The sequence below is a fragment of the Winogradskyella luteola genome (genome assembly GCF_019203985.1).
In the GTDB taxonomy this organism is placed as follows: Bacteria; Bacteroidota; Bacteroidia; order Flavobacteriales; family Flavobacteriaceae; genus Winogradskyella; species Winogradskyella luteola.
This window is the reverse complement of sequence record NZ_JAGSPD010000013.1, coordinates 19,799-33,183: the sequence shown is the minus strand read 5'-3', so window position 1 is coordinate 33,183 and position 13,385 is coordinate 19,799. Positions and strand designations below refer to the sequence as shown.

Genomic DNA, 13,385 nt, shown 5'->3' with positions numbered 1-13,385 from the left:
ACATATTGATTTAGGTTAATAACAATTTAGGCAAAAGATTCACCAAACGTATCCCTTACACTTTGGAGTACTTTTTTAATATCTTGTTCTTTAGCCTTAGGAAAGATAAGTAAAACTTCGTCTTTATCCACAATGATATAATCTTTTAAACCATCTATAACTACAATTTTATCTTTTTTAGACCTAATCATATTGCCAGATGCATCTTCAGCAAGCACTTTAGCATTTACAATGGCATTGTTGCTTTCATCTTTATCTAACTTATCATAAAGACTTCCCCAAGTTCCGAGGTCATTCCAATCGAAAGTAGCAGGAATCACATAAACATTATTGCTCTTTTCCATTAAAGCGTAATCCACAGAAATATTTTCGGCTTTTCCGTAATTATCTCTTATAAAGTCATCTTCAAACTCCGTATTATAAACATTATAACCGTTTGCAAATAATTGATATAATTTAGGCTGATTGTTTTTAAAGGCTAAAACTACCGATTTTACGCTCCACATAAATATACCAGCATTCCAAAGGAAATTACCTTGCTCTAAAAAAGATTTTGCTGTATCGTAATCTGGTTTTTCCCTAAATTGATTAACAGGTTTAATGTTTGAAGAATTTAATTCATTGAATTCGATATAACCATAACCTGTATTTGGAAATGTTGGTGTAATACCTAAAGTCATTAAGGCATCGTTAGATTCGCAAAAATCAAAAGCATTTTTAACGTTTTTAGAGAAAGCATCTTCATCCTCTATCCAGTGGTCACTTGGTGCTACAATCATTGTAGCATCTTCATTTTCTTTTTGAATTTTTAAAGACGCATACAAAATACACGGAGCGGTATTTCGCATGGCAGGTTCTAAAACAACCTGACGCTTGGTAACATTAGGTAATTGTTCAAAAACCAAATCTTTATAACGCTCGTTTGTAAGGATAAAAATATTTTCTTCAGGAATTAAATTCGCTAAACGATTGAATGTTTTTTGAATTAAGGTATCACCAGTACCCAACATATCATGAAACTGTTTAGGAAAGTTCTGCGTGCTTACTGGCCAAAACCGTGAGCCTACTCCACCTGCCATTAGTATAGCGTAATAATTTTTATTTTTCATCAACTAATAATTTCTACCTCAGCATTGGGGTTAAACAAATATAACTTACCTGTTTTAACTTCTACACATTCAATGCGTTTTCTTCTTTTGTTTCCCTTTTTAAAAACTCTACCGTTATAAAGTTTAAAAGCTTTTCCCAAAGGTACTTCAAAAACATAGGTTTTTTTCTCTCCTTCGTCAAATCGCTTTAATGCTAAGGCAAGTTGCGTATCCGTATCGCTCGATGCTTTTGGGTTTTTAAAGTGTTTTGCCAAAAGCGGTAATAATTCCATCGGAAAAATCTCTGGCCTTAAAAATGGCAGCATTAAATGTTGAAAGGTGTGTTTCCATTCCCTTCCGTGAGGTTTAATTAAATGTCCATATTTACTGTAAGCCTCGAAATGTGCAATTTCATGAATCAGCGTCATCAAAAACCTATAAGAATTAAGGTTAGAATTAATGGTAATCTGATGCTTCCCGTCCGGCAATTGTCTGTAATCACCGTGCTTGGTTTTCCGCTCTTTACTAACTTTTACTACTAAATTGTCTTTTGCCAATAAAGCTATAACATGTGGCTGCGCATTTTTTGGAATAAAGTCTGAAAGCTGTGTTTGCATTGCGACAAAAATAACAGATTATTATTTTACTTTCTCAATTCGGTTTAGTGGTTATACGCAGTTATTTACCGACAGATATTAAAAAGATAAAACAAATTAATCAAAGTATAGAAGCAAGGTAATTACTCTTCTTTTTTATACTCAATGATTTCAAACTCACTGCGTCTATTAAGTTGGTGCTCTTCGTCTGTACAATTATTTAAAGGGCAAGACACAATGGGTTGTAGTTCGCCAAAGCCTTCAAATTGTAAGCGTCTTGCATTGATATAGCCTTCTAAGGCCAAGTAATTCCTCGTAGATTCTGCACGGCGCTCAGACAGTATTTGATTATATCTTGCTGTACCTCTACTATCAGTATGCGAGCTTATTTTTAAATGAACATTTGGATAACGTTCTAGCTTACTTGCTAGTTCATCTAGGATTACTTTAGAATCCTGACGGATATTCCACATATCGAAATCGAAATAAATAGGTTTCAATTCAAAAAACAGTTTCCCATCTTTTTCTACAACTGGCGGTCCTTCTGGGTCAGTGAGTAATTTAAAGCGTTCTGGATCTTTTTCTTCCAATTCCTTATCAATTCCTTTTTCTGCTATTATAATATCCACAGGATCAACAGGAGGTGGAGGTGGAGGCGGTGGTAATTTCTTTAAAAACAAAACATGTTGTTGGTCTTGCTTTTCAAGCACTTTTACATTTAAGACATTAGAAATATAGTCTTCATTTTTAGCCCGTAATATATAATTGCCTTCTAGCAGATTTTTACTAAAACTTGCTGTTTCCCCTAAAGTATTATTATACAATACTTCGGTATTTTTATCTAAAAGCTCTACTTCAGTATTTGGAATCAGTGCTTTGGTTTCTGCATCTCTAATTTCAAAATTATTTATATATTCTCTTATAAAAATTTCGCCTGTTTGCTCAAATAAAAATATATCATCATTTCTTCTATTTCTATTAGATGCAAAAAATCCTTCCTGCGAATTGTGATAAATCAAATTAAAATCATCATAAGGAGAGTTTATCGGAACACCAAGATTTACTGGGCTTTCAAATTTTCCTTCAATAAACTCAGACACAAAATTATCGAGCATACCTAAGCCTAAATGACCATTAGATGCAAAAAATAAGTGACCTTTATCCGATATAAAAGGAAAGTGTTCTCTGTTTTCGGTATTTATTGTTGCGCCTAAATTAATAGGTTCGCTGTATTCTGATGGTTTTATATCAACATAGTACAAATCAAAATTACCAAAACCACCTTCTCTGTTTGAAGAAAAATATAACTTGGAACCATCTGGACTTAATGCTGGATGTTGGTACGAAAACCCATCTGTATTAAATGGCAGTTTTTCTAATTCTGACCATTTCCCATCTGAAAATATACTCTTATATAGATGGATATTGTTGTTATCATTATCATCAAATTGTTTTTTGCCATCTAAGACATTACTCTTGGAAATGTAAATGGTATTACCATCTTTGGTAAAACAAAAATTGCCTTCATGCAGTTTACTGTTTATCGGTTTTGGCATTGGTTTTACCTCACTCACTACTCCTAAATCTTCATTGACCTTAACAGCATAAATATCTAAAAAGGATTGATGCGTCCATTTGTATGTTTTACCAAAAAGTGATTTTGTTTCTCTATCTGAAGTAAAATATACACTATCCCCAAATTTAACGGCACCAAACTCTGAAGCTGTAGAATTGAATTGCGATTTTTCAATTATATAATCAGGGTTTTTCAGCTTAAAGGTTTCTATAGTTTCTATGGCTTCATCAGTATTTATCTCTATATTGTTATTAGCTTTAAACCGTTTTAAATAGTTAATAGCTGTATCGTATTCACCTAATGCTGATAATGTTTGGTAGAGTTTAAAATTGTATATATTATCGTAGCTCTTATCATTTTCAGAAAACTTACCGTTGATTAATTGCTTTAAATATCGTGCTGCCTTACGGTATTCAAAAGTATTATAATAAGCTAATGAAATATTTTCGAGTGCTTTTTTAGATTGTTCTTTTTTGAGCTCTTCTTCGTAATACAAAGCCGCATTGATGTAATCTCCTTTTTCGAAAAAGCGATCTGCCCTAGTCTTCTGTTGTGCAGTGACAACCTGTACAAATAGTATACTTAGTATGACAATAATTCTATTTATCATATTAATAAAATCTTGGAGATGAATATTTTTTACTTAATCCCAAAACATCAAATCTATAGGTTAACATAAATTCGTGACTTCCGTCATTAAAATCGTTAAGTACACTTGTATTGAAATCGTAGGCGTAACCCAATCGTAAATTCGGTGTTACCTTAAAACCAGCCAATGCTGTTATGGCATCTTGATAACGATAAGAAGCACCAAGCTCAAAACGGTCTAAGTAAAGTGCGTTAGCAGAGATATCAAAACTTAATGGCGCACCAGCGACCATCTTTACAATTGTTGATGGTTTGAGCTTAAAATCATCATTTAAATTAAATACATAGCCTCCCATTAGAAATACATGAATAGCATTTTGATATAATGCATCGTTATTAACGTCTAAATCACTAGGTATTAAGTTTGGAGATGATAAGCCAACATAAAACTCCTCCTTAAACAAAAATGCTCCTGCACCAATATTTAAAACGGTCTTGCTCGTTCTCTCAAAAAGGTTATCTGAACTTACATTTGTGTCTGAAAAATCGAACCTTAAATTATCTATGCCTGTCTTTAGACCAAAGGATAGATTTAAGTCTTCTGTTAGATTTATTCTGTATGCAAAATCGATATTGAATAAATTTTGATCGACAACATCACCAATTCTATCATTAAGATAATTAACACTTAATTCTATTTTATCATTTATGGGGATATTTGCAAAAATATTTCCTGTTTTTGGAGCTCCATCAATACCAACCCATTGTGTACGATATAAACTACCAACTTCTACTATGCCAGGTTCGTTAATCATATACGCAGGATTTACCACATTCATATTGTACATATATTGCGTATAATGTGGGTTTTGCTGTGCTTGTAACACAAACCCAAAAAACAATACGGTTATTATGGCAATTAACAATCTCATATAATTATCTGCTTAAATAAAAGTGCCCTTGAAAAGGTTCTGCTGCTGAATCATTAGGGTTGAAAACATAAAAATATACACCGGACGGAAGACGATCTCCCAACGTCAATGATACATTAGATTCTCCATGAAACAATTCTGTATTTCTATTTCCTTTAAAAACTATCGTTCCGTATCTGTTGAATATTTCGAGCTCAAAATTTGGAAAAACAACAGGCAAATTACAAAGGTCTAAAACGTCATTGTCACCATCTCCATTATCGGAAATACCATCGTTGATTTCACAGTCATCACAAGTATCGTCATTTAGAGGCAATAGCATTACAACCATAGAAACTCTATCAGACTCGCAACCATTATCATCTATTGTGGTTACAAAATAATCTTCATTATTAACTAATAATGTCGATGCTGGCAGAATACTTGTTGAACTGGCATCGTCATACCAATTAAAGGATTGTGCATCATTACTGGTAACAATTAGATCTGCAATTGTAGCACCATCAATTAAACAAAATGTTTGGTCTTCCACATTAGGAGAAGCTATATCTAAAACTTCAATAGTTATTAGCGCACTGTCTGGATCACAAAGCGTATTACCTTGAACTTGGTACTCAAAATCATAAGAACCTTCATTTAGCGAAGTAACATCCAAAATACTACCATTTAAAGCAGATGTACTGTCCAAATCAATAAATGTGCCTCCAAAATCTGCTTGAGGATCCAATAAATTTAATAAGTCTATTTGTAAGTCAGATTGGCATAATGTTGCCATCATATCACTTCCTGCATTGGCATTAGAAAGAACGGTTATGGTTATAGAAGTTTCACCACCCATGCATAATCCATTATCTGGCACTGTATAGATATACTCGCCAGCTGTTGACGTTGCCGGGTCAAAAATTACATTATTATCGGTAGACACAAAATCATTTGGCCCAGACCATGTCCCAGTTGTACTTGGATTATCAGTTAAAACATCAAATAAGTTAAAAGCATTCTCATCATTACAAACATCTAATGTTGAACCTACACCCGGGCTGTATTCTTCAAAGACTGTAAAAGTCAAGGTCGCACTATCCAAACAATTATTTGCCGTAGTTGTATTGTATATAAAGTTGAAGGTCTGCTGACCTGTAATTGTAGGCAATATAAAAGGGTTAGTAATTATACTTCCTGTATCTAAATCTGTCCAGACTCCTAAAGGTCCCTGATAAATAGGGTCATCTACGCCATTGGTCTGCAATAATGAAATTAAATCGATAGGTCCTGTAATATCTGATTCACAAAACTCTATACCCATAGTGTCTTCACCTGCATAGTTTTTGGGATAAATAACAATAACAACTTCAGCAGTTTCGGCATTACAAAACCCTGAAGTGTCTGCTACACTTGTGCAAGCATCTAAGTAATCTAAAGCTGAAAAATTATCTGGGTTACAATTTACCTCAGGACTAACAGTATATTGAAAAACATAAGTCCCAGGTTCAGCACCAGCTAAACTAATAGATCCTAGATGAGAATATCCTGGTGTCGGTGTGCAACCTCCGCCATTACTCACTAAGCCTAAATTAGAAGGCCCTGACAGTAAACTCCATTGTGTACATGCATCAGAAGGATAATCGAATAGCACACCATTTTCTGTCGTGAACGTAAGTTGGTCGTATAAATTAATGGTAGTTGGTATAGATGGATCGTTTTCACAAAACTCTGGAAAATTAGATTGAGAAAATGGTCTTAAGGATTCATACAACTTAAAACTAATTGTTGTATTTGTATCTTCACAAACACCAGATCTTTGCTCCACAGAATACATAAAGTCTACATCAACACATCCAAACCTTACATTATTGGCAATGATCTGTTGATAGATGCTGTTTATATTTACTTCTGAATCCCCTAATGAAGTTACTTGCCCAAACATATCCATTTCCCAGGTACCTTCAATATCTTCAAATATTAAAAATTGATCATCTGTTAAGTCAATATCATTATCAAAATCTCCATTTAAGATCGAGGTTTCACAAATTCTTTGATTTTGGGCCAAGCCAGAAAACACCTGTCTAACAACAGAAATTTTCACTCTGGTTTCTTGGATAAGGTCACAAGGTGCAATGCCTTCAACTCTGTAAACTAATTCAAACGTTTCTTCATCCACTAAAGGAGGACCTGGCGCATAAGGCACTGTCACAAATAATTCAGATCCGTTAATATTATTGAAATTTGGACTACTTCCCTCATAAATCCACTCTCCATTTGCATGAGGGCTTGGTAAAGATTCTAAAGCTTCAAAAAGATCCATATCGGGAAGAGCTACACAAACATCTATTGGTGTTGAACCAGCATCACAAACCTGAACGTTAACATCTTCTAAGTTAGTAGGTAGTGCAATTCCTGAAAACGGCCCCAATACTAAGTTAATAGTTAAAGCAATATCTGATCCGCAATTAGCATTAGTCAATTCAAACTGATAATCTGTAGTTGTTGTTGAGGATTCGTTTAAATCCCAAAGAAACAAATCTCCTGTGGCTTCATTTAATGCAAAATTGAAGCCAGGATCAAACCAAGTACCAGCTTGTATAGTATTACCTGTAAGATTTGTATACTCGTCGTAGAGATTAATAATACCGTCTGGAGAACCGTCATTGTCATTGTCTATTTGCGTCATATCACAAATAACAATGGTCTCTACAAGATTACATTGCGCTTGTACAAATGTTAGTGTTGAAATACATAATACTAAAAAGAAGAAGGTAGTTCTATTGAATCGCAAGACTTTATATTTTTGGCAATTTAAATTATTAAAATAAATCTCACAACTTGGCAAGAATAGTTATTAACAAAATAAAACACAAACTGATGTTAAGGCGTAGAATTAGAGACTTGCAATACTTTACCGTTGTAGTACTTATTACCATTAAGTGCAAACTCATAAATATAGTTTGCCATTTCTAAAGCTGTAGTTGGGGCTTGATAATCTGGAAACGCCTCTTTTAACATTTCGGTCTGCACAGCTCCCAAAGCCAAAACATTAAACTGCGGTCCTATCTCCTTGTACTCTTCTGCTAATAATTCGGTTAAGGTGATTACTGCTCCTTTGCTAGAGCTGTAAGCTGCTAAACCTGGGAATTTCATACTACCTTGAATGCCTCCCATACTACTTATGGTAACCACATGACCATCTTGTTTCATATAGGGCAATACAATCCTTGTCATTTCCGAAACTCCAAATACGTTGGTTCTATAAACGTATTCAAAATCTTCAAATGTAGTTTCCGCAAAAGGTTTGTTTAAAAGTGTGCCTGCATTGTTAATGAGTATATCAACATGTTTCCATTCTTTGGTAATAAAATCTTCAACGTTCTTATAATCCTCTGCTTTGCACAAATCAAAAGCAAATGAGGTAATGTTTTCAAAATGTAGGTTGTTTACAGGTTGTGCATTTCTAGATAATGCCAATACATTATGACCTTGATTGGCAAAGAGATGTACCAACTCAAAACCTATTCCTCTACTTGTTCCTGTAATAATTATATTTTTACTCATCGCTTAAAACAACTTCTTTTGTTGCTGCATTCATCATACCTTCCAAAGCAGGTATCATTTTATTGATAAAACTCGCCATATGATTATAATCCATTTTATCTGGCTCATCATCTACATGATGGTAATACTCAAAATTTGTAAAATCGAAAGTTGAAATGGCATGTGCCGGCATATTAAATTCTTTAAAGAATGGAAAATTATCTGATCTAAAAAACAGTTGAAATTCTTTTGCTTTAGGAAAGAATCCCACAATCTGCTCACCTGCGTATTGATTTAATAAGGGCGCAAAGTTAGAACGATTGAAACCACTCATGTACGCTAAGGGTTTATCAGCAGCTCTTGGTACACCGATCATTTCAAAGTTTATCATGGTATAAGCATCTAAACCTGCCTCTTTTAGGCGTTTTGCTAAATGAGCAGAGCCTTTTAATCCCATTTCTTCTGCTGAATATAAAGTAATTAAAACACTGCGTTTATTGGTTTTAGATTTTGAAAAATATCTACCTAATTCCATAGCAGCTATAGTTCCGGAAGCATCATCATTGGCACCATTTGCAATACTATCTCCTTCGACCTCTTTGCCTTTACCTATATGGTCATAATGCCCACCCAAAATTATAAATTCATTTTTCAACTCAGAATCATTGCCCTCAATCATACCAACTACATTATAGCCTATAATTTCACCAAGTTTGAAGGTATCTCGATAAGTTTCAAAATAAGGTTTTATTCCATTGGTATTAAAATAATTCTCAATAAATACGGCTGCTTTTTCTATGCCTTCGCTACCAGTTGCTCGTCCCTGCATTTCGTCGGATGCTAGATACTCCATGCTTTCTTTAATATCAGCCGCAGTAATCTCAATTTTTTCAGCGGACTTACCATCAGCTCCTTTTTGCTTTACTCCGCAAGACAGTAGTAACACTATAGCTAAAACAGAACATATTCTTTTGATCATAATATTTAAAAATAAAAAAACCTGCTCAATGGTTTTGAAACAGGTTAGGTTTAAATTGTGTGACTGTTATTTAAGCTTTTTATTAGCTTTCTTAGCGAGTCTTTCAATTTTCTTGTTCATATCTTTTATAAGTTCTTCAGTCGCACTCTCGCACATAGGCTGAATTTTTTCTGGTGTCATTACAGGAATACCTCCTACCATAACTGCCTTTTTCTTAGAACCAGCTATTTCGCTAAATTGAAAAATACTTTTATTGTCTTTTGAAAACAAATCGATACCAACTGATGCCTGAACACTATAATAACCTAGTTTTCCAATACCAGTTTTATTGAATTTATAGTTTAACCTCACAAACATTACTGCATCTGCTCCTAAAGCTTCAGCAAGTGGCTTAAGGTTTTTAACCTCTAGCCTACTGCCATACGATTGTACAACTTTGTATCCATCAATAACTTCATGAGCATCTTGGTTACCAATATTTTTGTAATTACCATAAGCCGCCTCAAATTCTTTATATTCAGGTAATTGTAAAACTGTCTCTTCTGGGATAAGTTCAAAATCAAACTCACCTACATAATTATTAAAAAATGCTTCATGAAAATTCCCAAGTGGCTTACTTAGATTAAAGTTTGGATCATCACTAAGTTTGGTATTTTTAGCAATAAAATCTGCTGAAGCATCAACTTCTGAAAGATCAATGACCTTGTCTGCGTAAAAGGTAATGACTGCTACTTTTTTCTTCTGTGCATTTACTATACCCGAAGCAATTATTAATAAAAAAATGGTTGCTACTTTAAAGCTTTTCATAGTTTAAATTTTATTTGATGAATTAAGTTTTTAGGAATATTCCTTTTTTAGACTAGCATAGTTACTGGGTTCTCAATATAACCTTTCAGTGTTTGAAGGAATTGTGCTCCTGTTGCACCATCAACTGTTCTATGATCACAAGCCATTGTAAGTTTCATTGTATTACCGGGAACAACTTGTCCATTTTTCACTACTGGTTTAGACACAATAGTCCCTACAGATAAAATTGCTGAATTCGGTTGATTGATAATAGATGTAAAACTCTCTATACCAAACATTCCTAAATTGGAAATGGTAAAGGTACTGCCTTCCATTTCATCCAAAGTCAATTTTTTGTTTCTAGCCTTACCTGCAAATTCTTTTACTGCAGCACCTATTTGTGTTAAACTTTGCTCATTGGCAAATTTAACCACAGGTACAACTAAACCGTCTGGCACAGCAACCGCGACACCAATATGTACATGGTTGTTTAACTGCATTCTGTCATCAAACCATTGTGAGTTAACTTGTGGATGTTGACGTAATGCCAACGCACAAGCCTTAACAATCATATCGTTGTATGATATCTTCGTGTCTGGCATTGAATTATACTGCGCTCTAAAAGAAATGGCATTTTCCATATCAAACTCCACATTTAAATAATAATGTGGTGCAGAGAATTTAGATTTCGCCAAATTTTTGGCAATAGCCTTACGCATATTAGAGTTTGGCACCTCATCAAAATCTTCTTGTCCTGATGGAATAAATTTAGCAACTTGCGCAGATGGCTGTGCTGCACTTGGTGTAAAGTTTTCTATATCGCGTTTTACAATTCTGCCATTTTCACCAGAACCATTAACCTGAGACAGATTAATCCCTTTTTCTTCTGCCATTTTCTTGGCTAAAGGTGAAGCAAATAGTCTTCCGTTTGAAGTTGAGCTTGAAACAGAATTCGAAGATGGTGATGAGCTCATTACTTGCTTTTTGGCTTCAGCTTTTGGAGCTTCTTTTTTAGGTTCTGGTTTAGATTCCTCTTTTGGCTTGTCTCCGCTAACTTTAAAGTTTTTAGCTACACCTGAAACATCTGTACCTGCAGGGCCAATAATGGCCAATAAAGCATCTACTTTGGCAGATTCACCTTCTTGCAAGCCAATGTGCAATAATGTTCCTGATTGGAAAGATTCAAATTCCATTGTGGCTTTATCTGTTTCAATCTCAGCTAAAATATCCCCTTCTTCTACTTCTTCGCCAACGCTCTTCAACCAAGTTGCCACTGTTCCTTCTTCCATAGTATCGCTTAAACGCGGCATGGTTACAACTATAACTCCTTCTGGTATATCGGCAGATTTAGAATTATCCAATTTGTCATCTACTGATGCTTCTTGAGGTTCTCCGTTATCATTCTGATCAACAGTTTCTTCCTCTCCTCCAGATGCACTTCCATTTAATAAGTCTGAAATATCTTCTCCTTCTTCTCCTATAATTGCCAAAAGCGTATCTACTTTAGCAGTCTCGCCTTCTTCAATGCCTATATGAAGTAACGTACCTTCGTTAAAAGATTCAAACTCCATAGTGGCTTTATCAGTTTCTATTTCTGCTAAAATATCCCCTTCTTCAATTTTGTCGCCAACTTTTTTCAGCCAAGTCGCCACAGTTCCTTCTTCCATGGTATCGCTCAAACGCGGCATATTTATTACTTCTGCCATAGCCCTATAATTTATGTGGTATAAATGGATAATCTTCTTGTTCGTACACTGCATCATACATCACATTTTTATCTGGATAAGGTGATTCTTCAGCAAATTTTTCACATTCAGAGACACGGGCTTTAACTCGTTTATCAATTTCTTTTATCTCATCTTCAGTAGCATACTTCTTCTCAAGGATGATGTCTTTTACCTGTGTAATTGGATCTATTTTTTTGTACTCTTCTACTTCGTCTTTTGTTCTGTAATGTTGTGCATCTGACATAGAGTGTCCTCTATAACGGTAGGTTTTTACTTCCAAGAAAGATGGTCCTCCACCGTTTCTTGCACGTTGTATAGCTTCATCGAATGCTTCTGCAACTTTAATCGGGTTCATTCCATCCACTGGGCCAGAAGGCATTTCGTAACCACGTCCTAGCTTCCAAATGTCTGTATGGTTCGCTGTACGTTCTACTGAAGTTCCCATGGCATAACCATTATTCTCGCAAACAAAAACTACTGGTAGTTTCCAAAGCATTGCCATGTTAAAAGTTTCGTGCAAAGATCCTTGTCTTGCCGCACCGTCTCCAAAACAACATAGAGTAACTGCATCACTATCGTGATACTTATCACCAAAAGCAATACCAGCCCCTAAAGGAATTTGCCCACCTACAATACCGTGTCCTCCATAAAAACGATGTTCTTTAGAAAAAATATGCATCGACCCACCTAAACCTTGAGATGTACCAGTTGCTTTACCATACAATTCTGCCATCACACGTTTTGGATCCACTCCCATGCCTATAGGTTGCACATGGTTACGATAAGCAGTAATCATTTTATCTTTGGTTAAATCCATAGCGTGCAACGCACCAGCAAGAACTGCTTCTTGACCATTATATAAATGAAGGAACCCTCTAACTTTTTGTTGTATGTATACGGCTGCAAGTTTATCTTCAAACTTTCGCCAAAATAGCATGTCCTCGTACCACTTTAGGTAAACCTCTTTAGTTATTTTTTGCATTTTTTAGATTCATTCGTTTAATCAGAATAACAAAAATAACATATTAGATAGTAATGAAGAAACTGAAAATCGTAAAATTTCCGCGAAAACGTTATAGGAAACTTCTATCAAAACCTAATGGCAACAAATTGGCCAATGAATTTGATTTCACAACCTTTCCTTTTGCTCCCATAAAATAGATTTCAATAAACTGATCTTGTTTAATTTCATATTCAGCAATAGCTTGCCTGCAAGCACCACATGGAGGAATGGGAGTGTCTGTAACTTGATTTTGTGACGAAGCTGTTAATGCCATTTTTAGAATTTTGGCTTTAGGGTGTTTAGCACCAGCGTAATAGATTGCTGTACGTTCTGCGCAAAGACCAGAGGGGTAAGACGCATTTTCTTGATTACTGCCAATGACAACATTTCCACTATCTAGTAATATTGCAGCACCGACCTTAAACTTAGAATAAGGAGCATAGGCGTTATCCCTAGCTTCAATTGCCGAATCCATTAATCTTTGAATATCTTTTGGAAGCTCTTTAATATCGTTATAAACCTGCAATTTGGTTTCTATCTTTACTTCCTTCATATTTCAATATTGTTTTAGACAAAAAAACTATT

Annotated in this window: 11 protein-coding genes; all 11 read right to left on the bottom strand. The window is 34.8% G+C overall.

The annotated features are described in order from the left end of the window. Positions 1–26: 26 nt before the first annotated feature. Positions 27–1,109, bottom strand: a complete 1,083-nt coding sequence (locus tag KCG49_RS13845; protein ID WP_218547317.1) for a mannose-1-phosphate guanylyltransferase — start codon at positions 1,107–1,109, stop codon at positions 27–29. After that, entirely contained in the window at positions 1,109–1,705 is a 597-nt protein-coding gene (locus KCG49_RS13840; RefSeq protein WP_218547315.1) for a SprT-like domain-containing protein, read from the bottom strand. The genes KCG49_RS13845 and KCG49_RS13840 overlap by 1 nt, the downstream gene beginning before the upstream one ends. Before the next feature lie 122 nt (positions 1,706–1,827). Beyond that, complete coding sequence (locus KCG49_RS13835) at positions 1,828–3,870, bottom strand: OmpA family protein (RefSeq protein WP_218547314.1); 2,043 nt, start codon at positions 3,868–3,870, stop codon at positions 1,828–1,830. Between the two features lies 1 nt (position 3,871). Beyond that, a complete protein-coding gene (locus tag KCG49_RS13830) occupies positions 3,872–4,780 on the bottom strand; it encodes a PorP/SprF family type IX secretion system membrane protein (RefSeq protein WP_218547313.1) in 909 nt (302 codons plus the stop codon). A 4-nt stretch (positions 4,781–4,784) separates the two neighbouring features. Continuing rightward, a complete protein-coding gene (locus KCG49_RS13825) occupies positions 4,785–7,553 on the bottom strand; it encodes a T9SS type B sorting domain-containing protein (RefSeq protein WP_218547311.1) in 2,769 nt (922 codons plus the stop codon). Positions 7,554–7,642: 89 nt separating this feature from the next. Beyond that, positions 7,643–8,326 (bottom strand): SDR family NAD(P)-dependent oxidoreductase, encoded by a 684-nt coding sequence (locus KCG49_RS13820; RefSeq protein WP_218547310.1) that lies wholly within the window; start codon positions 8,324–8,326, stop codon positions 7,643–7,645. Beyond that, the gene (locus KCG49_RS13815) at positions 8,319–9,284 is read right to left on the bottom strand and encodes a M28 family metallopeptidase (protein ID WP_256260020.1); all 966 of its coding nucleotides are present in this window, start codon (positions 9,282–9,284) and stop codon (positions 8,319–8,321) included. Before KCG49_RS13815 ends, KCG49_RS13820 begins: the two co-directional genes overlap by 8 nt. A gap of 66 nt (positions 9,285–9,350) precedes the next feature. Then, complete coding sequence (locus KCG49_RS13810) at positions 9,351–10,091, bottom strand: hypothetical protein (RefSeq protein ID WP_218547308.1); 741 nt, start codon at positions 10,089–10,091, stop codon at positions 9,351–9,353. Positions 10,092–10,138: 47 nt separating this feature from the next. After that, positions 10,139–11,776, bottom strand: coding sequence for a pyruvate dehydrogenase complex dihydrolipoamide acetyltransferase (locus KCG49_RS13805; protein ID WP_218547307.1), 1,638 nt, complete (start codon positions 11,774–11,776; stop codon positions 10,139–10,141). Between the two features lie 4 nt (positions 11,777–11,780). Next, complete coding sequence (gene pdhA / locus KCG49_RS13800; protein WP_218547306.1) at positions 11,781–12,779, bottom strand: pyruvate dehydrogenase (acetyl-transferring) E1 component subunit alpha; 999 nt, start codon at positions 12,777–12,779, stop codon at positions 11,781–11,783. Between the two features lie 91 nt (positions 12,780–12,870). Beyond that, entirely contained in the window at positions 12,871–13,353 is a 483-nt protein-coding gene (gene cdd / locus KCG49_RS13795; RefSeq protein ID WP_218547305.1) for a cytidine deaminase, read from the bottom strand. Positions 13,354–13,385: the final 32 nt, after the last annotated feature.

Excerpts from the sequence above, each read along its gene's own strand:
- cdd (WP_218547305.1), bottom strand. The coding sequence starts at position 13,353 with ATGAAGGAAGTAAAGATAGAAACCAAATTGCAGGTTTATAACGATATT.
- KCG49_RS13820 (WP_218547310.1), bottom strand. The coding sequence starts at position 8,326 with ATGAGTAAAAATATAATTATTACAGGAACAAGTAGAGGAATAGGTTTT.
- KCG49_RS13835 (WP_218547314.1), bottom strand. The coding sequence starts at position 3,870 with ATGATAAATAGAATTATTGTCATACTAAGTATACTATTTGTACAGGTT.
- KCG49_RS13840 (WP_218547315.1), bottom strand. The coding sequence starts at position 1,705 with ATGCAAACACAGCTTTCAGACTTTATTCCAAAAAATGCGCAGCCACAT.
- KCG49_RS13845 (WP_218547317.1), bottom strand. The coding sequence starts at position 1,109 with ATGAAAAATAAAAATTATTACGCTATACTAATGGCAGGTGGAGTAGGC.
- KCG49_RS13815 (WP_256260020.1), bottom strand. The coding sequence starts at position 9,284 with ATGATCAAAAGAATATGTTCTGTTTTAGCTATAGTGTTACTACTGTCT.
- KCG49_RS13830 (WP_218547313.1), bottom strand. The coding sequence starts at position 4,780 with ATGAGATTGTTAATTGCCATAATAACCGTATTGTTTTTTGGGTTTGTG.
- KCG49_RS13805 (WP_218547307.1), bottom strand. The coding sequence starts at position 11,776 with ATGGCAGAAGTAATAAATATGCCGCGTTTGAGCGATACCATGGAAGAA.
- pdhA (WP_218547306.1), bottom strand. The coding sequence starts at position 12,779 with ATGCAAAAAATAACTAAAGAGGTTTACCTAAAGTGGTACGAGGACATG.
- KCG49_RS13810 (WP_218547308.1), bottom strand. The coding sequence starts at position 10,091 with ATGAAAAGCTTTAAAGTAGCAACCATTTTTTTATTAATAATTGCTTCG.